Source organism: Pseudomonas nitroreducens (assembly GCF_010994165.1).
GTDB lineage: Bacteria > Pseudomonadota > Gammaproteobacteria > Pseudomonadales > Pseudomonadaceae > Pseudomonas > Pseudomonas nitroreducens.
This window is the reverse complement of sequence record NZ_WMBX01000007.1, coordinates 361,807-384,454: the sequence shown is the minus strand read 5'-3', so window position 1 is coordinate 384,454 and position 22,648 is coordinate 361,807. Positions and strand designations below refer to the sequence as shown.

Here is a 22,648-nt window from a genome sequence, read left to right as displayed (position 1 = left end):
TTATTCCGACGGCCGTGCCGGCCAGGAGTACTCCATGACGTTGCAGGAATTCGCACAGGCCGCCACGGCCGGGCATATCCAGGCTATCGAAGTGATTTCGCTGGAGGGCGGATTCTATGTGCTGCAGGCGCGCCTGGCCGAGGGTTTGCGGCCGATTCGCGGCGAACGCGAGCAGGTGCTGCAGTTGCGCTCGACCAACGAGGTACGTGCAGTGCTGGCCGAATGGGCGTCACTACCCTGCGAGCTGGTGCAGCATTGCGTCCACGACGAGATCTGCGCTTCACATCCGACAGCCGTTGCGCCGCTTCGTGTGCCACTTTCGCTGGAGCGCCGCGAATGATGGAGAAGCCACGCCGGCTCGGCCTGCTGCTGGGCGATCAGTTGAGCTTCGAGCTGTCGCTGTTCGAGGTGCTGGACCCCGCCCAGGACGCGATCCTGATGGCCGAGGTGAATCAGGAGGCACGCTATGTGCCCCATCATCCGCAGAAGATCGTGCTCATCTTCAGCGCCATGCGCCACTTCGCCCAGGCGCTGCGCGAGCGCGGCTGGCGGGTAATCTACGTGGCGCTGGACGATCCCGAAAACCGCGGCAGCATCGCCGGTGAAGTCGAACGCTGGCATGCCGCTCTGGGTGAACCGCAGGTGCATTTCACCGAATGCGGCGAGTGGCGGCTGGAGCAGGCGCTGCGAGACAGCGCGGTGCCGCTGAGCTGGCACGAAGACCGCCGCTTCCTGTGCAGCCGCGAGGAATTCGCGCGCTGGGCCGGGGCGCGTCGACAATTGCGCATGGAGCACTTCTACCGGGAGATGCGCCGGCGCACCGGCCTGCTGATGGAGCCCGACGGCCACCCCGTGGGCGGCACCTGGAACCTCGACGCAGACAACCGCAAACCCCTGCCGCGAGGGCGGCGCGGCCCCTTTGCGGCACGCTTCGGCCAGGACGCCATCACCCGCGAGGTGATGGCGCTGGTCGGTGCGCGCTTCAGCGACCACTACGGCCGTCTGCAGGGCTTCGACTACCCGGTAACCCACTCCCAGGCACAGGAGCTCTGGCAGCACTTCCTGGAGTTCTCCCTGCCGGCTTTCGGTGACTACCAGGACGCCATGGCCGAAGGCGAGCCCTACCTGTTCCACGCCCGCATCAGCGCCGCGCTGAACATCGGGTTGCTGGAGGTGCGTCAGCTTGGCGAGGATGTGGAGCAGGCCTATCGCCAGGGACGGGTCCCGCTGAACGCGGCCGAGGGCTTCATTCGCCAACTGATCGGCTGGCGCGAGTATGTGCATGGCATCTACTGGCTGCGCATGCCCGAGTACGCCCAGCTCAACGTGCTGGGTAACAGCCGCCCGCTGCCGGAGTTCTACTGGACCGGCAGGACGGACATGCGCTGCATGGCCCAGGCGATCGGTCAGACCCTTGAGCTGGGCTACGCGCACCACATCCAGCGGCTCATGGTCACCGGCAATTTCGCCTTGCTGGCGGGTATCGCGCCCCCGGCCGTCTGTGACTGGTACCTGGCCGTGTACCTGGATGCCTTCGACTGGGTCGAACTGCCCAACACGCTGGGTATGGTGATGCACGCCGACGGCGGCTACCTGGGCTCCAAGCCCTATTGCGCGAGCGGGCGGTACATCCAGCGGATGTCCAACCACTGCGGCTCGTGCCGCTACAGGGTCGACAAGGCGACAGAGGAAGATGCCTGCCCCTTCAATGCCCTGTACTGGCACTTCCTCATGCGCCACCGCGAGCGGCTCGGCAACAATCCGCGGTTGTCGATGCCCTATCGCAACCTGCAACGCATGGACGACGAACGCAGCCTGGCCCTGTGGCTACGCGGCGAGGCCCTGCTCGCGCGCCTGGATGCGGGGCAGGCGCTATGAGGAAGTCGGTGCTGCCGCAAAAGATCTGCGCCGTCTGCAGCCGCCCTTTCACCTGGCGGCGGCGCTGGGCACGTTGTTGGGATGAGGTGCTTTATTGCTCCGAGCGCTGCCGACGCTCACCGGCCAAGCGCGAAGCGCAGCATCAGCGGTAGCGCGGCCGCCCACACCAGCGCCAGCAGCAACGCCGACCACGCGATGCCCAGGGGTAGGCCCACTCCTGCCAGCGGTGCGCCCGCACAATACGCCAACGGCCCGCCCAGAGCGCCCAGGCAGGCGCCGCGCCAGACCGGTCGCGCGGCCCAGGCCAGGCTGTGGCGCAACCCGCTGGCGAACACCAGCCAGAGCAGGACCAGCCAGCCCGGCAGCAAGGCCCCGTGAAAATCGAAAAACCCCAGCCAACCCAGCGTCGCATCCAGCACGCAACCGGCCAGGGCTACGCCGAGAGCAGCTATGCCCTCTTCCACTTTTCGCCGACACAACGCCAGGTGCGCCAGCAGCCCGAGCGCTACCACACCCAACAGCACGGGCCGCTGCGCCCCGAGCACACAACCCCACCAGCCAAGCTGCAGCCAGATCGCGTTGGCCAGCAGAGGCAGGCGCCGGTGCATCAGGCGTCCAGGTGATCCGCCAGGCTCGCCTTGCGCGCCGCAGGCCCGGCCCACAGCAGATGCGCCACGCCGATGGCGCGCTCCTCGAAGCCGCCCTGGCAATAGCACAGGTAGAACTCCCACAGGCGCTGGAAGCTTTCGTCATAGCCCAGTTCCAGCAGTTCGGTGCGCGCTTGCCGGAGGTTATCGCGCCAATGCCGCAGGGTCAGCGCATAGTCCCCGGCAAAATCTTCCAAATGGATGAGGTTGAGCCCCGTGTGCTGCGTCGCGGTCTGCAGCAGCGTGGTGATCGAAGGCAGCGCGCCGCCGGGGAAGATGTAGCGCTGGATGAAGTCCACCGACCGCCGCGCCTGCTCGTAGCGCTGGTCGCGGATGGTGATGGACTGCAGCAGCATCAGCCCGTCGTCCTTGAGCAAGGCAGCGCAGCGACGGAAGTAGTCGGGCAGGTAGCGATGGCCGACCGCTTCGATCATCTCGATGGACACCAGCTTGTCGTAGCTGCCGCGCAACTCGCGGTAATCCTGCATCAGCAGGGTCACGCGATCCTCCAGGCCGCATTCGCGGATGCGGTATTGGGCGCAGGCGTATTGCTGCTCCGACAGCGTCGTGGTCGTCACACGACAGCCATAATGGGCGGCAGCATACAGCGCGAGGCTGCCCCAGCCGGTGCCGATCTCCAGCAGATGATCCTGCGGTTGCAGATCGAGCTTCCGGCAGATGACCTCCAGCTTGTTCAACTGCGCCTGTTCCAGGCTCTGCGTAGGGCTTTGGAACACCGCCGAGGAATACATCAGCGTCGGGTCCAGCAGGCGCTCGAACAGGTCGTTGCCCAGGTCGTAGTGTGCACGGATATTGCGCTGCGAGCCGCGGCGGCTGTTACGGTTGAGCCAGTGCAGCAGACGCAGCGCAGGCTTGGCAAACAGCGCCAGGCCGCCCTCCATCGCATCGAGCACGTCCAGGTTGGCGACGAACAGCCGAGTGACCAGCGCCAGGTCCGGGCTGCTCCAGTATCCCTGGATGTAGGCCTCCCCTGCGCCGATCGAGCCGTTGCACGCCACCATCCCCCATACGGCGTCGTCATGCACGTCGATCACCGCGCGCAAGGGACTGCGCCGATCGCCGAAGTCCAGCAGGCTATCGGCGCGACGCACCTGCAGCCAGCCATGCCGCAGTCGCCGCAGGCGAGCGAGCACCGCCTGACGGAACAGGTTGCCGGCCAAAGGTGCGGCGCCACCGGCTTTATCGGCGCTCAGGGTGGGTTCTGTCATGGTCAGGCTCCTCGACGGCACAGTGGCCGACACTCAGGCGATGGTCGCTCGCCTGGTGGTCGTGCAAAGGGATGCGCTTGAACAGCAGGCGTAACGCCTGCCAGTAGATGGCTGCAACGGTGCGCAGGCTCATCCAGGGAAATGCCAGCAGGTGCCGCCGCAGCGCCGCGCCGTTCAGTTCCTGGCGGTACAGATCGAGATGGGCCTGGAACACCCGGTGGCCAGCGCGCCAGTTCTCCATCTGTACATGCACACGGGACTGATCGATGTGAAAGCGCATCCGGTACTCCATCTCCCTGGGCAGGAACGGCGAGACATGGAAGGCCTTGGCCACCGCGAATTCCTGGGGTGCGCCGGGCTTCACCGGCAGCACGTAGTGGTAGCGCTCACGCCAGGGGGTATTGCGTACCTCGCAGAGGATCGCAGCCAGGCGGCCTTCGCGGTCGTGGCAGAAGTAGAAGCTCACCGGGTTGAACCACAGGCCCCAGCTGCGCAGTTGGGTGAGCAGCTGGATCGGCCCGGCGGGCGACTCGCCCAGTGCCTCGCGCAGAAGGCAGCGTACGCCCTCCTCCAGCGACATCCCGGTCCCCGTCCAAGCGGGCAGGTAGTCACTTTCCCGCCAGCTCAGTGGAGCAAAACGCGAGGCACGCAACAGCGGCGAGAGCCGCATCACAGACGCTGGCTCGGCCAGGTCCAGCAGAATCATGCCCACCGGATAACGGAAAGCATGCACGCGGGGCAGCAGGCGCCGGTGCACCACCCAGCCACGGCAGAGGCTGCTGTTCACAGCCGCTCCCCGAAATGACCGGCGACTTCGAGGGCGCTGACCACACCGTCCTCGTGGAAACCGTTGCCCCAATAGGCACCGCAGAAATAACTGTGCTGCCGACCCTGCAGCAGGCCACGCCGGGCCTGCGCATCGATGCCCGGCAGGCTGAATTGCGGATGGGCGTAGTCGAAGCGCGCCAGCACCTTGGCGGGGTCGATGCGCTCGGTCTGGTTGAGGCTGACGCAGAACGTCACCGGCGCCTCGATTCCTTGAAGCAGGTTCATGTCGTAAGTCAGCGCCGCGGGCGCATCTTCCGGGCCGCCGAGGCGGTAGTTCCAGCTCGCCCAGGCGCGACGACGCCGCGGCAAAAGGCGGGTGTCGGTATGCAGGACGACTTCGTTGCTGGCATAGCCGAGAGCACAGAGCACCGTCTGCTCAGCCGCGCTAGGCGCCTCCAGCAGGGCCAGGGCCTGGTCGCTGTGACAGGCGAACACTACCTTGTCGAATCGTTCGATTCCCGCAGCGCTGTGAATCTCCACGCCCTGCGCATCACGCCGGACGCGGTGCACCGGGCAGCTCAGACGGATCCGCTCGCGATACCCCGCCGTCAAGGGCGCCACGTAACTGCGCGAGCCCCCTTCCACCACACGCCATTGCGGTCGGTTGTTCACCGACAGCAGGCCATGGTTGGCGAAGAAGCGGATGAAGAACTGCAACGGAAAATCCAGCATGCGGGCGCGCGACATCGACCAGATGGCCGAGCCCATCGGCACGATGTAATGCTCGATGAAGCGATCGCCATAGTCGCCAGCGCGCAGATAGTCGCCGAGCGTCAACGTCAGGGGAATGCGCTGCTCGGCGTGGTCTTCGAGCGCTTCGCGGTTGAAGCGCAGGATGTCGTGCAGCATGCCCCAGAAGCCGGGCGAGACCAGATTGCGCCGCTGGGCGAACAGGGTGTTGAGGTCATGGCCGTTGTACTCCAGGCCGGTGGCCGGATCGTGCACGGAAAAGCTCATCTGGGTCGGCCGCGAGGCAACGCCCAGACGATCCAGCAACTGGATGAAGCGCGGGTAGGTCCAGTCGTTGAAGACGATGAAGCCGGTGTCCACGGCGTAGCGCTGGCCCTGCCAGTCCACATCCACGGTGTGGGTGTGGCCACCGATCCAGTCGGAGGCTTCGAAGACGCAGACCTCGTGACTGCGCGCCAGCAGATGGGCGCAGGTGAGGCCGGAGATGCCGCTGCCGATAATCGCGATGCGCATGCTCAGGCCTCCGCCGGACGGCGGACGAGCCGTCGACCGAGCCCCAGGCGCCAGCGCGAGGGCAACGCGCCCAGCAGCCGCAGGATCAGGACGAAGGCACGCGGGAAGGCGATCTCCAACGGACGGGACTCCAGGCGCTGGACGATATGCTCGGCAGCGCGCTCCACCGGCCAGATCATGGGCATGGGGAAATCGTTTTGCCGGGTCAGCGGCGTCTCCACGAAGCCGGGGCTCACCAGGGTCGTATCGATGCCCTCACCCGCCAGGTCGATGCGCAGCGATTCCAGCAGGTAACGCAGCGCGGCCTTGGAGGCCCCATAGGCACCGGCGCGGGGCAAGGCCAGCCAGGTCACCGCGCTGCCGATAACCACCAGGTGCGGTCGCACGCCCTGGCGCAGCAGCGGCAGGCACGCCTGGATGCATTGCGCGGCGCCCAGCACATTGGTCCTCACCACGCGCTCCACCAACGCCGCGTCGAAACGGCCGGGCTCGAGGTATTCGCAGGTCCCGGCATTGAGCACCACGCGATCCAGCGCCCCCCAGGCCTGCTCGATGCGGCGGACGATTTCCCGGACCTGGCCGGCGTCCGTGATGTCGCCGGGCACTACCAGTACGCGCGCTCCGTGACGCTGGGCCAGCGCTTGCAACGGTGCGGCCTGGCGTGCCGTCACGGCCAGGCTGTGGCCCTCAGCGAGCAGCCGTTCGGCCAGCGCCGCGCCGATGCCGCTGCTGGCTCCGGTCAACCACAGGCGGCTCATGCCAGCCTCCGCTTCAGCCAGGCGATGACGCCGCCCATGACGGGCAGGTGCTCATAAAGCAGCGCTCCGGCATCGAAATAGTCCCGATGAAATTCCACGCGCTCGCCCCAGCACAGATGGCTGCAGCCTTCCACGACGATCAACTTGCCGCCCCCCAGCCGCGGATGGCGGAAATGCAGGGTCCAGCGCAGGTAGCCGCGCCCCTCGCCCACTTCATCGAAGCCGTGGAAGTCGTAGCGCAGCTCCTGGACATCGGCGTAGAGCGACTCGAAGTAGCGGCGCAACTCGGCGAGACCATCCACGCGGTGCAGCGGGTCCTGAAAGCTCACGTCCTGGCTGTAGAGGTCGCCGAGCCGGTACAGACTGGATGCGTCCAGCGAGGCAAAGCACTTGGCGAAGGATTCCAGAAACGAGGACATGGTGGGCTCCGGCAAATCCTGTACAACTATTATTTTCTGTACAGGTACAAGCGAAGCCTACGGCATTAATTGTACAAATCAAGTCTACTTGTACAATTTTTACTACAGATCATTGGCGGGGCTTCAGCGCGGCGAGTTGCTCCTTGAGCGCCTCGACCTCGGCCTCCAACTGGCGCACGCGGTCCTGAGCCGCGACTTCGCGGCTGACGTCGCGCTGGATGCCGATGAAGTACGTGAGCTGGTCCGCTTCGTTGCGCACCGGGGTGATCGACAGCTCGTTCCAGAACGGCGTGCCGTCCTTGCGGAAATTGTGCAGCACCTGGCGACAGGGTTGCCCGGCGCGGATCGCCTCGCGCACGGCCTCCAGCCCGGCCTGCTGCCGCTCGCTGCCCTGCAGGAAGCGGCAGTCCTGATAGAGGATGTCGTCGACGGCAAACCCGGTCAGGCGTTCGAAGGCCGCGTTGGCATAGATCAGGATGCTGTCCTCTCCCTCCTGCTCGGCCACCACGATGCCGTCGTTGGAGGCTTCGACCATCAGTTGCAGGAGTTTGGCATTGATCATGGGTTTTCCATCCGGTTCGCTGCGATCCGCCTAGGGTAGTCGGGCGACCGGGTACTGCCTAGCTCGGCCACAAGCCTTGCCGCTGGTTTACAATCCAGGCTCCTTCGCCGCCTGGCCGCGCCATGAACGACCTATCCGATATCGATCCCAGCGATCTGCTGCCCATGCGCGAGGTGGTTCGCCTCACCGGCATCAACCCGGTGACCCTGCGGGCGTGGGAGCGCCGCTACGGCCTGGTCAGCCCGCTGCGCACCGATGGCGGGCATCGCCTGTACACCCCGCAGGATCTGCAGACCATCCAGGACATTCTGCTGTGGACCGGCCGGGGCATGGCGGTAGGCAAGATTGGCGAGTTGCTCGCCCAGCGCCAGCGGCAGGAATCGGCCCAGCCCGGCGACGAGCGCCAGCAGTGGCGCGACGCATTTTCCCGCGCCACGGCGGCGTTCGACCAGAGCGAACTCGACAGGCTCTACGGCCAGGCCTACAGCATCTTTCCCCTCTCGACGCTGCTGGAGGACATACTCCTGCCGCTGTGGCGCTCCCTGCTGACGCTCAACGGCTTCGGCTCCCGCAGCCAGTGGGCGTTCCTCGACGCCTTCTTGCGCGCCCGCGTCCTCCTTCGCCTGCAGATGAGCCGCGCGCCCGGCGCCGGCGTGCTGCTGGCCGATGCCACCGGGACGACACAGGAATTCGAATTGCTGGCCACGGGCTTGCTGCTGGGGGGCGAGGATCTACGCGTCCAGCCCCTGGCGCCGGGTGCGCCGCCGGAAGAACTGCCACTGGTCTGCGCGGCGATGCAGCCGGCCGCGCTGGTGTTGCTCGCCCACGTGGTCTTGTCGGCGGATGCGATCAAACGCCTGGAGCGATTACAGATGGCGATCGATTGCCCGCTGGCCTTGATCGGCGAGGCCGCGCAGGACATTGCCAACGCCGCTACGGGGGTGCCCATAGCGGCCCTGGGTAGTGGTCCGGCACTCGGCGCGCAGCGGCTGCGATTGGTGCTGCGCGGCGCCCTGCAGCTGTAAACGCACGCGATCGACGCCCCGGCAAGCTGTACAACACGCCAAGTTCGTACAGGATGCGGGACGCACGGCTCAACCCCAGCGCCGGAAGAGGACGCTCGCGTTCACCCCGCCGAATCCAAAGCCATTGGACAGTGCGTACTCCAATGGCATGGGCCGGGCGCTGCCGCTGACCAGATTCAGGCCATCGGCCGCGGGATCAGGTACCTCCAGGTTCAGCGTGGCGGGTACCACCTGATCGCGCAGCGCCAGGATCGTGAAGATCGCCTCTATGCCGCCAGCGGCGCCCAACAGATGGCCCGTCGCCGACTTGGTCGAGCTGATGGCGACATTGCTGCCGCTGCCGAACACGGTCCTGATGGCAGCCAGCTCGCCCTTGTCGCCGACCGGAGTCGAGGTGGCGTGGGCATTGAGATGCTGGACCTGGGATGCCTCGACACCCGCCTGCCGCAGCGCTTGCTGCATGGCTCGGCGAGCGCCATCCCCGTCCTCGGGACCCGCGGTCATGTGATAGGCATCGGCACTGGTACCGTAGCCCACCAGCTCCGCCAGCGGCGTTGCGCCACGCGCCAGCGCGTGCTGCAACTCTTCGATGACCAGCAGGCCTGCGCCTTCGCCCATGACGAACCCATCGCGCCCCGTATCGAAGGGCCGGGAGGCGCGCTCCGGGGTGTCGTTGTACTGGCTGGAAAGCGCCCGTGCGGCGGCAAAACCGGCGAGGCTCACCCGGTGAATGGTCGCTTCTGCGCCACCGCAGACGGCGATATCCACCTCGCCCGCGCGGATCATCCGCGCGGCATCCCCGATAGCCTGCACGCCGGCGGCGCAGGCGGTCACCGGCGTACCCAGGGGGCCCTTGAAACCATGGAAAATGGATACATGCCCGGCCGCCATGTTGCTCAGGAACGAGGGAATGGTGAAGGGCGATAAGCGGCGCGGCCCCTTGTTGTCGGTGGTCCGTACCGCCTCGGCAATCGAATGGAACCCACCTACACCCGTCGCAATGATGGTCGCCGTGCGTTCCTGCTCCAGGGACGTGCTGGGAGACCAGCCGGCCTGTGCCAGCGCCTCCTTGGCTGCGGCCAGGGCGAACAGGATGAAACGGTCCATCTTGCGCTGCTCTTTGGCCGCCAGCAGTTGATCCGGATCGAAGCCGGCCTCCGGGTCCTGGGACCGATCCGGCACCTGGCCGCCAATGCTGACCGACAGATCACCGACCAGCTCAGGCGCCAGCCGGCGAATTCCCGACTGGCCGGCCAGAAGGCGTTTCCATATCGGTTCGACTCCGCAGCCGAGCGGGCTGACCGCCCCCATCCCGGTAACGACGATACGCTTGTTCATTTGGGCCCCACTCCTGTTGCAGATTGAGAGATCACACTGCATGGACGTTACTATCATCATGAAAGTAACATGCCGGGCTACTATTTATCCTTTTCAAAAGAAGGCCGACCATGCAGCGCAAGACTTTTGCCGAAGCCGAATGCCCCATCGCACTGAGCCTGGAGCGGGTTGGTGAATGGTGGAGCATGCTGATCATGCGTGACGCGCTGCAGGGCTTGCGGCGCTTCGATGAGTTTTCCCGCAGCCTGGAAATCGCTCCGAACATGCTGACCCGGCGCCTGAAATCACTCGTCGAGGCGGGGTTGCTCGAGCGCCAGGCGTACAGTCAGCGCCCGTTGCGCTACGAATACGTACCCACGCCCCGAGGCGAAGACTTCCGAGTCGTCCTCATGGCACTTGTGGCCTGGGGGAATCGCCATTACGTGCAGGGCGAGGAAAGCGTGCAGTTGGTCGAGCGGGAGAGCGGAAGGCCCGTACACCGGATCATGGCCGAAACCTCCGAGGGCCGCTGCGTGCCGCTGGATCGCTGCACGGTGCAGGCAGGACCGGCGGCCAGCGACTCGATGCGGCGGCGCCTTGGAACCAGCCGGCCCCCGCAGGACGCTTGATCGGCAGGCCCTTCGCGACTCCCCGCTGAGCGCGTCGAGCCGAGCCCCTCACAGCAGGCTCGGCCCCTCACCGCTCACCCCAGATATCTGGCTGCAGGCAAGCTGCGCGACAAGTTGGGCATCAATTTCTGGCGCGCCGATTCATAGTCATCGAGGTCGGCGATTTCCGGTAGCGCCGGAATGGTGACGAACTCGCCCTGGTCGAGCCCGGCGAGTGCCGCATCCACCATGTCATCCGCCTTCATCACGATGGCGTCCGGTAGATGCTCCAGCGGCGTGCCGGCCAGGCCCCAGAAATCGGTGGCGGTCGCACCGGGCAGCACCACCTGTACGCGGACGTTCGTGTCCGCCAGTTCATGGCGCAGGGACTGGCTGAAGGCGAGGACGAACGCCTTTGAGCCGCCGTACACACCGTTCAGCACCTCCGGCGCGATGGCAACGATGGAGGCGATGTTGATCAGCGTGCCGCCACCGCGAGCGACAAAGCCGGGTACGGCGGCGTAGGTCAGGCGCGTCAGCACGTTCACGTTCAGCGTGAGCAGATCCTCCAGCCTGTCGATGTTGGATTCCAGCAAGGGACGGGTGGCGCCGATGCCGGCGTTGTTCACCAGCAAGGAGATGCTCGCGTCCGACCGCAGCAGCTCCTCGACCTGCGCCAGATCGGTTCTGTCGGCCAGATCGGCGACCACCACCTCGATGGCGCGACCGGTTTCATCGCTCAGGCGCTTGGCCAGCGCATTCAGACGACCACGATTGCGGGCGACCAGGATCAGGTCGTAGCCACGGCGGGCCAGGCGTTCTGCATAGATGGCGCCGATGCCGGACGAGGCGCCAGTGATCAGAGCAGTACCAGGATGAGTGTGGGTCATGTCGATGCTCCAGCGAGGGTTGGGGAGGGCTGGAGGTCAGGATGCGACGACTTGGCCGCATCTCAAATGACGTATAAGGTAGTATTTCAGGAAATTCAGGATATCATCATGCATCGCATTGGCTATCTGCTCACCGATGGCTTCCAGGTGCTCTCCCTGGCCACCCAGACGGTCTTCGAGTTCGCCAACCTGGCCGTCGGTAAACCGGTCTACAGCATCGAGCACTTCTCGCCAGCTGGTGGCCTGGTGCGATCCTCGCTGGGCCTGACCATGGAGACCCGTCCTCTGCAAGCGCCACGGCTGGCCGATACCTGGATGGTGGTCGGGGTCAACGACCCGCTGAAGAGCGAGCCAACCCCCGAAGTTCTCGACTTCGTGCGCAAGGCCGGCAGCCAGGCGCGCCGTGCGGTCGGTATCTGCACCGGCGCTTTCATCCTCGCCGAAGCAGGACTGCTCGCCGGGCGGCGAGCGACGACCCATTGGGCCTATGCCCAGGCCCTGCAGAAACGTCATCCGCAAATCATGGTCGAGGAAGACCGTATCTACATCGTCGATGGCCCTTTTTGGACATCGGCAGGCATGACCGCCGGCCTCGACCTGGCCGTCGGCATGGTGGAGAAGGACCTGGGCGCAGAAGTCGCGCGCTCGGTGGCGCACAAGCTGGTAATGCACCAGCACCGCTCCGGCGGCCAATCCCAGCATTCGGAAATGCTCGACCTTGCCCCCAAGTCCGACCGCATCCAGAGCGTCTTGAACTATGCACGCCAGCATCTGAGGCAACCACTGGGCGTCGAGGAGCTGGCCGATATCGCCCACCTCAGCCCCCGCCAGTTCACCCGCGTGTTCACCGCCGAGACAGGGCAATCCCCGGCCAAGGCGATCGAGGCACTGCGCCTGGAAGCCGCGAGGCTGATGATCGAGCAAAGCCGCCACTCGCTCGATGTGGTGGCCCGGGAAACGGGTTTCCGCGATCGCCGGCACATGCGCGAAGTCTTCATGCGCGGGTTCGGGGTGCCCCCACAGGCCGTGCGCCGCGATGCCCGCCGGGTAATGCCGGTATAGCCAGCAGCGACCGACAGCAAGGCGCGCTGATTGCCGAGGCAATCCCGTCCGGAAGGAACTCACGGACACTGGTGTATCCGCAACGAAGGCTTGCGACTGGCGCTCCGGTTTATCCGCGTTGCCCAGCTAACGCCTCGCAGTCCGCCATTGGCGCCTTCCCCGGCGCGACCGAAAGTGCTATTGATGCCGCCTCATTATCAATCCATCGCCGGCCCCATGAGCATCAACTTCGATCTGGACGATCTTCAGGCATTCCGCGCCATTGTTGAGAAGGGCAGCTTCCGCAAGGCCGCCGAGACGGTAAAGATCTCCCAGCCGGCGCTGAGCCGTCGTATCGAGAAGCTGGAATCGGCCTTGAATGTTCGGCTGTTCGACAGGACGACCCGCAAGGTAAGCCTGACGGCGGTGGGTCGTGCATTCGTGCCGGAAGTCGAGCGGGTGCTCGATCAACTGGACAATGCGTTGATGAGCATTGCGGATGTCGCCTCCAGTCGGATGGAGCGCGTCACCATCGCCTGCGTGCCGTCGGCCGCCTACTACTTCATGCCTAACGTCATCAGTGAGTTCCACCGGCTGTATCCGCGTATCAAGATCATGGTGGTGGACGCCAGCGCGCATGAGGTCAACCTCGCCGTCGCGAGCGGGGAAGCCGATTTCGGCGTTACCTTCAGCGGCAATCTCAGCCCGGAAATCACCTTCGAACTGCTGCTCGAAGAACGATACGTAATGGCCTGCCGACGTGATCACCCCCTGGCGGATCGTCCGTCGGTGACCTGGTCCGAGCTCTACGAGCACGACTACATCGCGCTGGACAAGAGCTCCGGCAACCGCCTCATCCTGAGCCAGGCCTTGAAACGTGTGGTCCCGCCCCGCCACAGCATTTGCGAAACGAGACATGTCACCACCGCCATAGGGCTGGTGGAAGCCGGCGTGGGCGTGGCCGCCGTACCATCGATCGCGATGCCACGGACCAGCCACCCCATCCTCAAGGCCGTTCCGCTGGAGGAACCTGCGGTGGTGCGGAACGTGGGGTTGATCAAGCACAGCGGACGCACGCTGACGCCCGCTGCGCTCGAGCTGGAGCGGCTGGTCAAAAGCACGCCGGTGAAATCACCGGGGGACTGAGTCCAGGCCCGAGGCCTGCACGACGGGCTGCGCGGCAGGCGAGGCGAGATACGACAGCAACTCCCTGGCCTTCTCCGGGTGTTTCGCATTGCGTGGGATACCGGCGGAGTAGCGGGTCACCGATTGCAGGCTTTCCGGAATCTTGCCGACGAAGGATACCCCGGCAATGGGCAGCAACTCGGCGACCTGCTGGAAACCGACCTCGTACTGGCCCGAGGCGACGACCGAGGCAACCGGGATCCGTTCGATCATCTTCGCCTTCGGTTCCACCTGCTGCTCCACCCCGAGCTTCCTGAACAGTTTGTTCTGGATGTAGACACCGCTGGCGCTGTCCGAATAAGCGATGGAGCCGGCGTCCAGCAGGCTGTTCCTGAACGCCTCCTCGCTATCGATCCGCGGCTTGGCAGCACCCTTTCGGACCACCATGCCAATACGAGAGTCCGCCAGCTCGACTTTGGAAGCCGGATCCACTACGCCCTGCTTGATGAGCTCATCCAGGGCGTAGCCGACCATGATCACCACATCGGCATTCTCCCCTCTCGCCAGTCGATTGGGGATCGCTTCGCGGGCCTTGCCCATGGACGGGCCGAGGATGGTCTGGATCGTGTCGCCGCTGTTTTGCGCATACTTAGGGCTCAGCCGTTGAAATGCCGCGGTGAAACCACCCGACGTCATGACGTTCAGTTCTTCGGCCTGTGCAGCGCTGTTGAGCGCGCAAAGGCCAAGCGCCAGGGCGGCTAGATGTTGGGTCAGTGCTTTCATTGAGCAAGCTCTCGATCAGGCAGGAAGGGAGTACGCGAGGAGCTTGCGCGGTAAAGCACCAGCGTCGAGCACAGCGCACAGACGGCGGCGAAGGTCATCCAGTAGCCGGGGGCGCCCTTGTCGCCGCTCAAATGAATGAGCCAGGTAGAAATTGCGGGGGTGAAGCCGCCAAACACGGCGGTTGCCAGGCTGTAAGCCAGGGAGAAGCCCGCCACCCGGACTTGCACCGGCATGATTTCGGTGAGAGCGGGAATCATCGCCCCGTTGTAGAGGCCGTAGATGAACGACAGCCAGAGCAGGACCTGCAGCATGTGCGCGAAGCTCGGTGCCTGGGCCAGGAAGGACAGCGCCGGATAGGCCGTGAAAATGGCCAGCACGGTCATCGCGACGAGTATCGGCTTGCGCCCGAATCTATCGCTCAGATGCCCGCCGATGGGCAGCCAGATGAAGTTCGAGATCCCGACTAGCAGAGTCACCAGCAAGGCATCGGTCGTGCTCAGGTTCAGCACCGTCTTGCCGAAGGTGGGGGCGTATACCGTGATCAGATAGAACGCCGTGGTCGTCATCGCCACCATCAGCAGGCCGGCCAGGACCACACGCCAGTTCTCGCCCAGCGTGGCGAATACCTGTTTCATGGTGGGGCGCTCGGAGCGACGGGCAAACTCCTCGGTTTCCTCCAGGCTGCGACGAAGCACGAAGATGAACGGCACGATCAGGCAGCCAATGGCAAAGGGAATTCTCCAGCCCCAATCCGCGATCATTGCCGGTGACATCAGTTGATTGAGCCCGTACCCCAGGGCGGCCGCCACGACGATCGCCACCTGCTGGCTCGCGGATTGCCAACTGGTATAGAACCCCTTACGCCCGGCCGTCGCCATTTCCGCCAGGTAGACCGAAACCCCGCCCAGCTCGGCGCCGGCCGAAAAGCCCTGGAGCAAGCGCCCCACCAGCACCAGCAAGGGGGCCCACAGACCGATGCTGGAATAGCCCGGCACCAGGACGATCAGCAGGGTGCCACTGGCCATGATCGACAAGGTGAGGATCAACCCCTTCCGGCGGCCGACATCATCGATGTAGGCCCCAAGAATCACCGCTCCCAATGGACGCATCAGAAAGCCTGCGCCAAACACGGCGAAGGTCATCATGAGCGAAGCGAACTCGCTGGATGCGGGAAAGAAGACGGCGGCTATCTGCGTGGCGTAAAAGCCGAAGAGGAAGAAATCGAACTGTTCGAGAAAGTTGCCCGAAGTGACGCGAAACACGGCACCCGCCTTGGAGCGGGCGGACGTCGGGCCCTGGGTGGTGGAGGCATGCATAGGGAGTTCTCCAGCGATCTTATTTAGGCTTGTTGGCGCTTTTGGTCGCTGGATTCTGCTTGACACACTTTGAAACGATAAGTGCTATGTTTGCATTCAATGATGCATGAAACCTATCAATAAAGCCTTTCACCCTTTACCGACACCCCTGTGCTGATGCCTCGCGGGGGGCTTGAATCAGAGACTATTTTTGGTAAATTTTCCCTGCCGTGTGGTTTGGAGAGCAGCAACTTCACGGCAAAAGGCCGTATCGATGGGTACGGCCTTTCTTGCTTCCGAGTGGATCTGAAGTCTCTCTGCGGAGGTCATCATGAACACTTTCCCCCTCCCCTCGCTCGTTTGCCGTCTCAACCAGAACATCAATGCCACAAGCGCCGCCATTCGGGAACTCGCCACCTGGGCGGAGGCAAGCGGCTCGTCGGACACCGCCGAAGCCGTCCGACGTCATCTGAAGGTTCTGGAGGCCAACACCACGCCTCTCAGCGAAGCCTTGGCGGCACTGATCGCCTGGCAAGCCGAACGATAAGGATCGGCGCCTGCAGCAGCGGCTGCGCGCCGAGTGGCCGCTGACCATCCGCTCGCCCGTCAGAACACCGACCAGCCAATCCGAGAACTCAACAGTTCCAGCGCCGCCATCCCGGCAAGGGAATTGCCCGCTGCATTCAACTCCGGCGACCACACGCACACGGTGAATTGCCCCGGCACGATGGCCACGATCCCGCCGCCCACGCCGCTCTTGCCCGGCAGCCCCACGCGGTAGGCAAAATTCCCAGCCTCGTCATACAGCCCGCTGGTGGCCATGATCGAGTTCACCTGCTGAGTCTGGCGCCGGGTCAGAATCTGCTCGCCACTGTGCTTGCAGAACCCATCGTTGGCCAGGAAACAGAAGGCTCGTGCCAGATCCAGGCAATTCATGCGCAACGCGCAGTAGCTGAAATAGCTGCGCAGCACAGTCTCCACCTCGTTATGGAAATTGCCGAATGACTGCATCAGGTAAGCCATGGCCGCATTGCGCGCGCGGAACTGATACTCCGAATCGGCCACACGTGCATCCATCGCTATCTGAGGATTGCCCGACAGGCGCCGCACGAAATCGCGCATCGACTGAATGGGTGCGGCGAAGCGCGATTGGTTGATATCGCAGATAACCAACGCACCGGCATTGATGAAGGGATTACGCGGGCGCCCGCGCTCGAACTCCAACTGAACCAGCGAGTTGAACGGCTGGCCCGAAGGCTCGTGACCAAGCCGTTCCCAGATAGCCTCTCCGGAGTGACCAATCGCCTGAACCAGGCTGAAAACCTTGGAAATGCTCTGCACCGAAAACGGCACCAAGGCGTCGCCCGCACAGTGATAGCTGCCATCGTTGCCATAGACCGCTATCCCCAGCTGACTCGCCGGCACGTCGGCCAGTGCGGGAATGTAGTCGGCTACGTTGCCCTTGCCGATCAAGGGACGCACGGCTTCGAGAATGTCGTTCAACAGAGTTTGCATGGAAGTCCCCGTTATCAGACCCCAGACGACTGCACGGGGCAGCACTCTTGACGTAGATCGAGCAGGAGAGATCACACTCACGGGATCAGAGTGGCGGCGATCGGGATTCATGGCGGCACCCGATAGGTGTGCGGGAGCGGCTGCTACCAACGCACGCTACAGGCGAGCGAGAGGTCCTAGCGCCCCTCAGTGGCTGCCGAGCATCTCGCTGGCCAGTTCTGCCAGCGCACGCAGGCGATCCAGGCGCCGCATGTCCTGGTGGTAGCCCATCCAGATATCACGCGGGGGCGGCTCTTCGCTGAGTTCAATACGGGTCAGCGCCGGCAGCTGGTCGCCCAGCGGGCGCGGCAGTACCGCCACCCCCAAGCCTCGAGCGCACATCTGCGCCTGCACGGTGCGGCTGCTGCTGGTGAACACCGTGGGCGCGGCGGGCAGCATGCGCTGGACCCACAGCACGTCGGGGTAATAGGCCTGCGCGGTGTTCATCAGGATCAACTTGCAGTCCGCGCCATCCGGACCGGGCTCGAAGGGCACGGCGGCGCTGGCGTACAGGCCGTAGGGCATGCTCATCAGCCGGCGCTGCACGATGTCCGGCTGGTCAAACGGCACGATACGAAAGGCGATGTCCGCTTCGCGGCGGGTGAGGTCCGATAGACGCTGCCCGGCAATCACCTCGGGTACCACCGCAGGGTGGCGGCGCACCAGTTCGCCAAGCACCGGCGCCAGCACGTACCCGGCAAACCAGTCGGCTGAGGATATGCGCAGGATGCCCTCGGGCTGTTCACTGCCATCGATGCGCCGGGCAATGGCCAGGGCGCTGCTTTCCATATCCTCTGCCAGGCTCAGGATGCCCTCGCCCATCGCGGTCGGTACCAGACCTTCGCTGGTGCGCCGGAAAAAAGCCTGGCCGCAGGCTTGCTCCAGCGCCTGCAAACGCCTGCCCACGGTGGGGTGGCTGACGCCCAGATGCTTGGCAGCGGCGCCCAGGGAGCGGGCACGGGCTATCGCCAGGAAAAAACGCAAGTCGTCCCATTCCACCCCGTCACCCCTTACGAAAATGAACGCGCAATGTGCAGCGATGGCAGTCCCGCCAACGCACCCAGCCTTTCAAACTGCGGCCACATCCAGCCTGGCAGCGTCGCCAGGCCGATCCCACTCCGCTCGCTAGTGTACGTAGCGATGCGCGGGCCCGGCCAGAAGCTGCCGGCCAAATCGTTTCCTGGAGGCGTTGCCATGACCCTTTCCACTCCAGCCACCGCCACGGCATCTCGGCGCTGGCTGGCCTTTGCGGTACTGCTGGCCGGCGCGTTCCTGCCACCACTGGATTTCTTCATCGTCAATGTGGCCCTGCCGTCCATTGCTCAGGGGCTGAGGGCGACGCCGGCGCAGATCGAATGGGTGATCTCGGCCTATGCGGCAACCTATGCAGTTTTTCTCATTACCGGTGGACGCCTGGGCGACCTGTTTGGCCGGCGTCGGGTGTTTCTGGCGGGCATGGCAGGCTTTGGATTGGCATCGCTGATCTGTGGACTGGCGGCCTCGCCGCCGATGCTGATCGTGGGTCGAGTCTTGCAAGGGTTGAGCGCCGCCGCCATGGCTCCCCAGGGCCTGGCGTCCATCCATGCCCTGTTTCCCGAGCAGGAGCGCTCGCGGGCGTTGGCGGTGTATGGAGCGGCGCTTGGATTAGCCGCCGTGGTCGCACAAGTCCTGGGCGGCGTGCTGATCGCGGCCGACGTGCTCGGGCTGCAGTGGCGGATCATCTTTCTGATCAATCTTCCCATCGTGGCCGCCGTTTTCTTCGTCGGCATGCCTTTTCTGCCGGACACCCGCAGCGCCACACCGGCGTCTCTGGATCGCCTCGGCGCGCTGCTCTGCGCCCTGACGCTGGGCCTGCTGGTGGTACCGCTGGTGCAGGGTCCGGAGTTGGACTGGCCGTGGTGGATGTGCCTGATGTTGCTGGGCGCGCCCGTGGTTGCCATGATCTTCTGGCGCCATGAAGCGGCCCTCCTAAGGCGCGGCGGCACTCCGCTGCTCAGCCCCCAACTGGCGCGATCGCCGCGCTTGCTGGCGGGCCTGGTCAGCGCGCTGTTTTTCTACGTCGTATCAGCGTTCTTTCTGACCTTTTCGGTGTACCTGCAAGGCGCGCTCGGCACCACACCGGCGGTCACCGGCCTGATGTTCACACCCTTCGGCGTCGGCTTTCTGGTCGGCCCGCTGACCACCCCCATTGCCATCCGCTGCTTCGGCCGCTGGGTACCGGCCCTGGGAATGCTGCTGGAGACGCTGGGCTGCGTGGTCCTGAGCGCAGCGGTAGGTAACGCTGCCGCGGGTGAACGTCCGGCGCTGGTGCCGCTGATCGTGGGCGTCGGGCTGCTGGGATTTGGCCAGGGCTGGGCATTGCCCACCCTGATCCGAAGCGTGATCGACCGCGCCCCGGCCGCTGGCTCCGGGATGGTTTCCGGCCTGGTCAACTCGGCCTTGCAAATCAGTGCCTCCCTCGGTGTGGCGGTGCTCGGCGGCCTGTTCTATGCCGTCGCCGCGCCGGCCCTCAGCCCGGCCTCGGTAGCCCGAGGCTTTATCGCCGCGCTGCTGGGCATCGCCCTGAGCCTGAGCTTGTCCGCGCTACTGGTGCTTTACGCTTCGGCGCCGCGAACGGGCAGTGGCAAATCCCCGTAAGCAATCCAGGACGCCGGTAAGCATCGACCTTCCGTCGAGGACTGGCCTGCCGCACCTGTCTGTCACCGACCTCGTTCATGGCATCGGCCGAGCCAGTGTGCTCGGCACCGACTGACTAGTCAGGGGTGGTTTCCGCTGCCGATCCCGCTAGAAAATCGATCAACACACGGCACGCCGTCGATAACTGGCGATGGGGGGGATAGATGAGGGAAAAAGGTCGCCGGGCGCCCTCGAGGTCCTCCAGCAGGCGAACCAGGCGCCCTTGGCGCAAGCGTTCGGCAACGATGAATTCGTAGGTCTGGCAGATCCCCACGCCGTGCTCGGCCAGCGAGATGCAGCCCAGCACATCGTCCGCCACCACCGGGTTGCCCTGTGGAACGAACCTCAGCTCTTCCTCGCCCTGGCGGAATTGCCAGATGCCCGGCCGCCCATTGCTGGGCATGACGAACGGCAGACAGTTATGCATGGTGAGATCGGCGACGGATTTCGGCGTGCCGACGCGGGCCAGATAGGCCGGTGCCGCCACCAGGCAAAGCCGTGCCTCCTCCAGCTGGCGCGCCACCAGGCTGCTGTCGGGCAAAGTTCCGAGGCGAATCGCCAGGTCATAACCTTCGGCCACCAGATCGACATTGCGGTTGGCGATGCCGAGCTCCACCTGCACCTTCGGATAGCGCAGGGCAAAGGCCGCCAGCATGGCGGGCAGACGGTAGTGCCCGTAGGTGGTCGGCGCACTCAATCGCACTCGGCCCTGCACCTCCCCTCGCCCGCTCAGTGCCCGCTCCGCACTGACGATCTGCTCGAAGGCGGCACGCGCCTGCTGGACATATTCACGCCCGCTGTCGGTGAGGCTCAGCCGGCGCGTGGTACGGCGCAGCAACTGCACGCCCAGGCGTGCCTCCAGCCGGGAGATGGCCCGGCTGATCACCGAGGGCGTGGTAGCCAAGGCAACCGCCGCCGCACTGATCGAGCCACGCTCCACCACTTCGAGCAGGGCCTCGACATCCCCCAGGTGATCGAACCGTCGCGCCATTTTGTCCTCCAGAGCAAAAATTCTTTCCTAGAGATCCAATTTATCGCCGATGCAAGCATCAATAAAGTTCCACCAACGCGCGCCATCCGGCTCGCGCCCACAGGGGAACCCGCGATGAAAACTTACCAACGACTCGCCCTCGCCGCCGCCATCGGTGGCGCCAGCCTGGGCGCCCACGCAGCAAACGTACTGGTGGTGCTGTCCGACGAGAACCACCTGGATCTGCGCGACGGCAAGGTCTTCGATACCGGCTTTTACCTCAACGAGTTGCTGGAACCGACCAAGGCACTGCTCGACGCCGGCCATCGTGTGACCTTCGCGACGCCCCATGGGCGCGCCCCGACACTGGACCGCAGTTCAGCAGCCATCCAGTACTTCGGCGGCGACCCGAAGCGCCTGGAGCAATACCAGACGCTGCTGGAGAAACTGCAGCTCACCTCGCCGACCCACTCGCCGGTGATCAGCCTAGCGCGCGTGGAGCAGATCGGTTACAGGCAGTTCGACGCAGTCTATGTACCAGGCGGCCATGCGCCGATGCAGGACCTGCTCGCCGCCCCGGCACTGGGGCGCCTGCTGCGTGCGTTCCACGCCGACGGCAAGACCACCGCCCTGGTTTGCCACGGCCCCATCGCCCTGCTCTCGACACTGGACCAACCGCAGAAACTGATCCATGCGCTGGAGTCCGGAGACAAGACTGCAGCCCCCACAGGCTGGATCTACGCCGGCTATCGCATGACGGTCATCAGCAACCAGGAAGAAGAACAAGCCAAGGCGCTGCTGGGAGGTGGGCAAATGAAGTTCTACCCCCAGACTGCCCTGGAGCGAGCCGGCGGACAGTACCAGAGCAACCAGTCACCTTGGACGCCCAACGTGATAATCGATCGCGAGCTGATCACCGGGCAGAACCCGGCATCGGCGGCGCAGGTCGGCCAGGCCCTGCTGCAACGTCTGCAGAAGCATTGATTACGAGGAGCATGTCATGCCGCAACGTACCTTCCTGATCACCGGTGCCAGCAAGGGCATTGGCCGGGCTATCTCCGAGCAACTGGCGGCCGAGGGTCACCAGGTCGTCGGCATAGCCCGCCAGGCTGGCGACGCCAGCTTCCCCGGCGAACTGGTCGCCACGGACCTGACAGACGCTGGCCGCTTCCCGACCCTGCTGACGGAGCTGATGAAATATCACGCCTTCGACGGCCTGGTGAACAATGTCGGCCTGGTTCGTCCACAGGCACTGAGCGAAGTGGACCTGGCAAGTTTCGACGAAGTCATGCAGGTGAATCTGCACCCAGCGCTGCAAGCCACCCAGGCACTGCTACCGGGCATGCGCAAGCGCGGTTGGGGACGGATAGTGAACATCGCCAGCCTCACTGTCCTCGGCACTCGCCAGCGCACCTCCTACGCCGCCGCCAAGGCTGCCCTGGTCAGTTTCACCCGCAGCTGGGCACTGGAACTGGCTCAGACGGGGATCACAGTCAACGCAGTCGCGCCGGGACCGATCGAAACCGAGCTGTTCCGTCGTGGAAATCCGCCAGGCAGCGCGGGCGAAGCCGCCTACATCGCGGCAGTGCCGATGGGCCGGCTCGGGCAACCGCAGGACATCGCGCCGGCGGTGGCCTTCCTGCTCAATGAGCGCAGCGACTTCATCACCGGGCAGACGCTCTACGTTGACGGAGGGGCCTCGATCGGCAGGAGCCCGTTCTAGAGCCCGCCATAACGAGGTTGCCTCAAGCAGGCGATGCTAGCGGCCAGAGGTGGACGCTACCAAGGCTCGACCTTGAGGTCTGGAGCCATCTATGACAACAAGGACGAAACACTCCGC

General features: G+C 64.8%; 25 protein-coding genes. 11 read left to right on the top strand and 14 right to left on the bottom strand.

What is annotated here, in order from left to right; translation table 11 throughout:
- The first annotated feature begins 34 nt into the window (after positions 1–34).
- The 3 genes from GJV37_RS27685 to GJV37_RS29725 are packed head-to-tail and all read left to right on the top strand — an operon-like array spanning position 35 to position 2,030.
- Positions 35–340, top strand: a complete 306-nt coding sequence (locus tag GJV37_RS27685; protein ID WP_170860146.1) for a DUF6482 family protein — start codon at positions 35–37, stop codon at positions 338–340.
- The gene (locus GJV37_RS27680) at positions 337–1,878 is read left to right on the top strand and encodes a cryptochrome/photolyase family protein (RefSeq protein ID WP_170860147.1); all 1,542 of its coding nucleotides are present in this window, start codon (positions 337–339) and stop codon (positions 1,876–1,878) included. Before GJV37_RS27685 ends, GJV37_RS27680 begins: the two co-directional genes overlap by 4 nt.
- Complete coding sequence (locus GJV37_RS29725) at positions 1,875–2,030, top strand: DUF2256 domain-containing protein (protein WP_081754091.1); 156 nt, start codon at positions 1,875–1,877, stop codon at positions 2,028–2,030. The genes GJV37_RS27680 and GJV37_RS29725 overlap by 4 nt, the downstream gene beginning before the upstream one ends.
- On the opposite strand, the gene GJV37_RS27670 is transcribed toward GJV37_RS29725, so the two are convergent.
- The 7 genes from GJV37_RS27670 to GJV37_RS27640 form a co-directional block, all read right to left on the bottom strand.
- A complete protein-coding gene (locus tag GJV37_RS27670) occupies positions 1,995–2,486 on the bottom strand; it encodes a DUF2878 domain-containing protein (RefSeq protein ID WP_037009046.1) in 492 nt (163 codons plus the stop codon). The genes GJV37_RS29725 and GJV37_RS27670 overlap by 36 nt on opposite strands.
- Positions 2,486–3,754 (bottom strand): SAM-dependent methyltransferase, encoded by a 1,269-nt coding sequence (locus tag GJV37_RS27665; protein ID WP_170860148.1) that lies wholly within the window; start codon positions 3,752–3,754, stop codon positions 2,486–2,488. The genes GJV37_RS27670 and GJV37_RS27665 overlap by 1 nt, the downstream gene beginning before the upstream one ends.
- Positions 3,726–4,541 carry a DUF1365 domain-containing protein gene (locus GJV37_RS27660; RefSeq protein ID WP_193453177.1) on the bottom strand — a complete coding sequence of 272 codons (816 nt, stop codon included), beginning with the start codon at positions 4,539–4,541 and terminating at the stop codon, positions 3,726–3,728. The genes GJV37_RS27665 and GJV37_RS27660 overlap by 29 nt, the downstream gene beginning before the upstream one ends.
- Positions 4,538–5,785, bottom strand: coding sequence for an NAD(P)/FAD-dependent oxidoreductase (locus tag GJV37_RS27655; RefSeq protein WP_024763454.1), 1,248 nt, complete (start codon positions 5,783–5,785; stop codon positions 4,538–4,540). Before GJV37_RS27655 ends, GJV37_RS27660 begins: the two co-directional genes overlap by 4 nt.
- Before the next feature lie 2 nt (positions 5,786–5,787).
- The gene (locus GJV37_RS27650) at positions 5,788–6,543 is read right to left on the bottom strand and encodes an SDR family NAD(P)-dependent oxidoreductase (RefSeq protein WP_193453176.1); all 756 of its coding nucleotides are present in this window, start codon (positions 6,541–6,543) and stop codon (positions 5,788–5,790) included.
- Positions 6,540–6,962 carry a nuclear transport factor 2 family protein gene (locus tag GJV37_RS27645; protein ID WP_065327813.1) on the bottom strand — a complete coding sequence of 141 codons (423 nt, stop codon included), beginning with the start codon at positions 6,960–6,962 and terminating at the stop codon, positions 6,540–6,542. The genes GJV37_RS27650 and GJV37_RS27645 overlap by 4 nt, the downstream gene beginning before the upstream one ends.
- 109 nt (positions 6,963–7,071) lie before the next feature.
- Positions 7,072–7,524, bottom strand: a complete 453-nt coding sequence (locus tag GJV37_RS27640; protein ID WP_065327812.1) for a PAS domain-containing protein — start codon at positions 7,522–7,524, stop codon at positions 7,072–7,074.
- 122 nt (positions 7,525–7,646) lie between these two features.
- On the opposite strand from GJV37_RS27640, the gene GJV37_RS27635 reads away from it, so the two are divergent.
- Positions 7,647–8,549 carry a MerR family transcriptional regulator gene (locus tag GJV37_RS27635; protein WP_193453175.1) on the top strand — a complete coding sequence of 301 codons (903 nt, stop codon included), beginning with the start codon at positions 7,647–7,649 and terminating at the stop codon, positions 8,547–8,549.
- A 69-nt stretch (positions 8,550–8,618) separates the two neighbouring features.
- Here GJV37_RS27635 and fabF read toward each other — a convergent pair whose 3' ends face one another.
- On the bottom strand, positions 8,619–9,887 hold the full coding sequence (gene fabF, locus GJV37_RS27630) for a beta-ketoacyl-ACP synthase II (RefSeq protein WP_193453174.1): 1,269 nt from the start codon (positions 9,885–9,887) through the stop codon (positions 8,619–8,621).
- Between the two features lie 110 nt (positions 9,888–9,997).
- Here fabF and GJV37_RS27625 point away from each other — a divergent pair, with 110 nt between their 5' ends.
- The gene (locus tag GJV37_RS27625) at positions 9,998–10,495 is read left to right on the top strand and encodes a winged helix-turn-helix transcriptional regulator (protein WP_193453173.1); all 498 of its coding nucleotides are present in this window, start codon (positions 9,998–10,000) and stop codon (positions 10,493–10,495) included.
- Between the two features lie 74 nt (positions 10,496–10,569).
- Here the strand turns inward: GJV37_RS27625 and GJV37_RS27620 are convergent, their stop codons facing one another.
- Positions 10,570–11,364: an SDR family NAD(P)-dependent oxidoreductase gene (locus GJV37_RS27620; protein WP_193453172.1), complete on the bottom strand. Its 795-nt coding sequence runs from the start codon at positions 11,362–11,364 to the stop codon at positions 10,570–10,572.
- Between the two features lie 108 nt (positions 11,365–11,472).
- On the opposite strand from GJV37_RS27620, the gene GJV37_RS27615 reads away from it, so the two are divergent.
- Entirely contained in the window at positions 11,473–12,426 is a 954-nt protein-coding gene (locus GJV37_RS27615) for a GlxA family transcriptional regulator (protein WP_193453171.1), read from the top strand.
- A 216-nt stretch (positions 12,427–12,642) separates the two neighbouring features.
- Positions 12,643–13,551, top strand: a complete 909-nt coding sequence (locus GJV37_RS27610; protein ID WP_024763463.1) for a LysR family transcriptional regulator — start codon at positions 12,643–12,645, stop codon at positions 13,549–13,551.
- Here the strand turns inward: GJV37_RS27610 and GJV37_RS27605 are convergent.
- Positions 13,537–14,313 carry a substrate-binding domain-containing protein gene (locus GJV37_RS27605; RefSeq protein WP_038803528.1) on the bottom strand — a complete coding sequence of 259 codons (777 nt, stop codon included), beginning with the start codon at positions 14,311–14,313 and terminating at the stop codon, positions 13,537–13,539. The genes GJV37_RS27610 and GJV37_RS27605 overlap by 15 nt on opposite strands.
- Positions 14,310–15,629, bottom strand: a complete 1,320-nt coding sequence (tcuC, locus tag GJV37_RS27600) for an MFS transporter (RefSeq protein WP_193453170.1) — start codon at positions 15,627–15,629, stop codon at positions 14,310–14,312. The genes GJV37_RS27605 and tcuC overlap by 4 nt, the downstream gene beginning before the upstream one ends.
- Before the next feature lie 310 nt (positions 15,630–15,939).
- On the opposite strand from tcuC, the gene GJV37_RS27595 reads away from it, so the two are divergent.
- Positions 15,940–16,155: a hypothetical protein gene (locus tag GJV37_RS27595; protein ID WP_084357261.1), complete on the top strand. Its 216-nt coding sequence runs from the start codon at positions 15,940–15,942 to the stop codon at positions 16,153–16,155.
- A 59-nt stretch (positions 16,156–16,214) separates the two neighbouring features.
- On the opposite strand, the gene glsB is transcribed toward GJV37_RS27595, so the two are convergent.
- Both glsB and GJV37_RS27585 read right to left on the bottom strand, forming a co-directional pair.
- Entirely contained in the window at positions 16,215–17,123 is a 909-nt protein-coding gene (glsB, locus tag GJV37_RS27590; RefSeq protein ID WP_024763466.1) for a glutaminase B, read from the bottom strand.
- 186 nt (positions 17,124–17,309) lie between these two features.
- Complete coding sequence (locus GJV37_RS27585) at positions 17,310–18,161, bottom strand: LysR family transcriptional regulator (RefSeq protein WP_024763467.1); 852 nt, start codon at positions 18,159–18,161, stop codon at positions 17,310–17,312.
- A gap of 195 nt (positions 18,162–18,356) precedes the next feature.
- Between GJV37_RS27585 and GJV37_RS27580 the strand changes: the two genes are divergently transcribed.
- Positions 18,357–19,799 carry an MFS transporter gene (locus tag GJV37_RS27580; protein ID WP_193453169.1) on the top strand — a complete coding sequence of 481 codons (1,443 nt, stop codon included), beginning with the start codon at positions 18,357–18,359 and terminating at the stop codon, positions 19,797–19,799.
- Positions 19,800–19,914: 115 nt separating this feature from the next.
- On the opposite strand, the gene GJV37_RS27575 is transcribed toward GJV37_RS27580, so the two are convergent.
- On the bottom strand, positions 19,915–20,829 hold the full coding sequence (locus GJV37_RS27575; RefSeq protein ID WP_193453168.1) for a LysR family transcriptional regulator: 915 nt from the start codon (positions 20,827–20,829) through the stop codon (positions 19,915–19,917).
- A 114-nt stretch (positions 20,830–20,943) separates the two neighbouring features.
- Here GJV37_RS27575 and GJV37_RS27570 point away from each other — a divergent pair, with 114 nt between their 5' ends.
- Positions 20,944–21,792 carry a type 1 glutamine amidotransferase domain-containing protein gene (locus GJV37_RS27570; RefSeq protein ID WP_024763470.1) on the top strand — a complete coding sequence of 283 codons (849 nt, stop codon included), beginning with the start codon at positions 20,944–20,946 and terminating at the stop codon, positions 21,790–21,792.
- Positions 21,793–21,808: 16 nt separating this feature from the next.
- A complete protein-coding gene (locus GJV37_RS27565) occupies positions 21,809–22,531 on the top strand; it encodes an SDR family oxidoreductase (RefSeq protein ID WP_193453167.1) in 723 nt (240 codons plus the stop codon).
- Positions 22,532–22,648 lie beyond the last annotated feature (117 nt).

What these genes read in the sequence shown, in the direction of transcription:
- GJV37_RS27620 (WP_193453172.1), bottom strand. Translation starts at nt 11,364, where the DNA reads ATGACCCACACTCATCCTGGTACTGCTCTGATCACTGGCGCCTCGTCC.
- GJV37_RS27640 (WP_065327812.1), bottom strand. Translation starts at nt 7,524, where the DNA reads ATGATCAATGCCAAACTCCTGCAACTGATGGTCGAAGCCTCCAACGAC.
- GJV37_RS27680 (WP_170860147.1), top strand. Translation starts at nt 337, where the DNA reads ATGATGGAGAAGCCACGCCGGCTCGGCCTGCTGCTGGGCGATCAGTTG.
- GJV37_RS27605 (WP_038803528.1), bottom strand. Translation starts at nt 14,313, where the DNA reads ATGAAAGCACTGACCCAACATCTAGCCGCCCTGGCGCTTGGCCTTTGC.
- GJV37_RS27610 (WP_024763463.1), top strand. Translation starts at nt 12,643, where the DNA reads ATGAGCATCAACTTCGATCTGGACGATCTTCAGGCATTCCGCGCCATT.
- GJV37_RS27635 (WP_193453175.1), top strand. Translation starts at nt 7,647, where the DNA reads ATGAACGACCTATCCGATATCGATCCCAGCGATCTGCTGCCCATGCGC.
- GJV37_RS27595 (WP_084357261.1), top strand. Translation starts at nt 15,940, where the DNA reads ATGAACACTTTCCCCCTCCCCTCGCTCGTTTGCCGTCTCAACCAGAAC.
- GJV37_RS27650 (WP_193453176.1), bottom strand. Translation starts at nt 6,543, where the DNA reads ATGAGCCGCCTGTGGTTGACCGGAGCCAGCAGCGGCATCGGCGCGGCG.
- GJV37_RS27665 (WP_170860148.1), bottom strand. Translation starts at nt 3,754, where the DNA reads ATGACAGAACCCACCCTGAGCGCCGATAAAGCCGGTGGCGCCGCACCT.
- GJV37_RS27625 (WP_193453173.1), top strand. Translation starts at nt 9,998, where the DNA reads ATGCAGCGCAAGACTTTTGCCGAAGCCGAATGCCCCATCGCACTGAGC.
- GJV37_RS29725 (WP_081754091.1), top strand. Translation starts at nt 1,875, where the DNA reads ATGAGGAAGTCGGTGCTGCCGCAAAAGATCTGCGCCGTCTGCAGCCGC.
- GJV37_RS27655 (WP_024763454.1), bottom strand. Translation starts at nt 5,785, where the DNA reads ATGCGCATCGCGATTATCGGCAGCGGCATCTCCGGCCTCACCTGCGCC.
- GJV37_RS27645 (WP_065327813.1), bottom strand. Translation starts at nt 6,962, where the DNA reads ATGTCCTCGTTTCTGGAATCCTTCGCCAAGTGCTTTGCCTCGCTGGAC.
- GJV37_RS27575 (WP_193453168.1), bottom strand. Translation starts at nt 20,829, where the DNA reads ATGGCGCGACGGTTCGATCACCTGGGGGATGTCGAGGCCCTGCTCGAA.
- GJV37_RS27580 (WP_193453169.1), top strand. Translation starts at nt 18,357, where the DNA reads ATGACCCTTTCCACTCCAGCCACCGCCACGGCATCTCGGCGCTGGCTG.
- fabF (WP_193453174.1), bottom strand. Translation starts at nt 9,887, where the DNA reads ATGAACAAGCGTATCGTCGTTACCGGGATGGGGGCGGTCAGCCCGCTC.
- GJV37_RS27670 (WP_037009046.1), bottom strand. Translation starts at nt 2,486, where the DNA reads ATGCACCGGCGCCTGCCTCTGCTGGCCAACGCGATCTGGCTGCAGCTT.
- tcuC (WP_193453170.1), bottom strand. Translation starts at nt 15,629, where the DNA reads ATGCATGCCTCCACCACCCAGGGCCCGACGTCCGCCCGCTCCAAGGCG.
- GJV37_RS27685 (WP_170860146.1), top strand. Translation starts at nt 35, where the DNA reads ATGACGTTGCAGGAATTCGCACAGGCCGCCACGGCCGGGCATATCCAG.
- GJV37_RS27570 (WP_024763470.1), top strand. Translation starts at nt 20,944, where the DNA reads ATGAAAACTTACCAACGACTCGCCCTCGCCGCCGCCATCGGTGGCGCC.
- GJV37_RS27565 (WP_193453167.1), top strand. Translation starts at nt 21,809, where the DNA reads ATGCCGCAACGTACCTTCCTGATCACCGGTGCCAGCAAGGGCATTGGC.
- GJV37_RS27615 (WP_193453171.1), top strand. Translation starts at nt 11,473, where the DNA reads ATGCATCGCATTGGCTATCTGCTCACCGATGGCTTCCAGGTGCTCTCC.
- glsB (WP_024763466.1), bottom strand. Translation starts at nt 17,123, where the DNA reads ATGCAAACTCTGTTGAACGACATTCTCGAAGCCGTGCGTCCCTTGATC.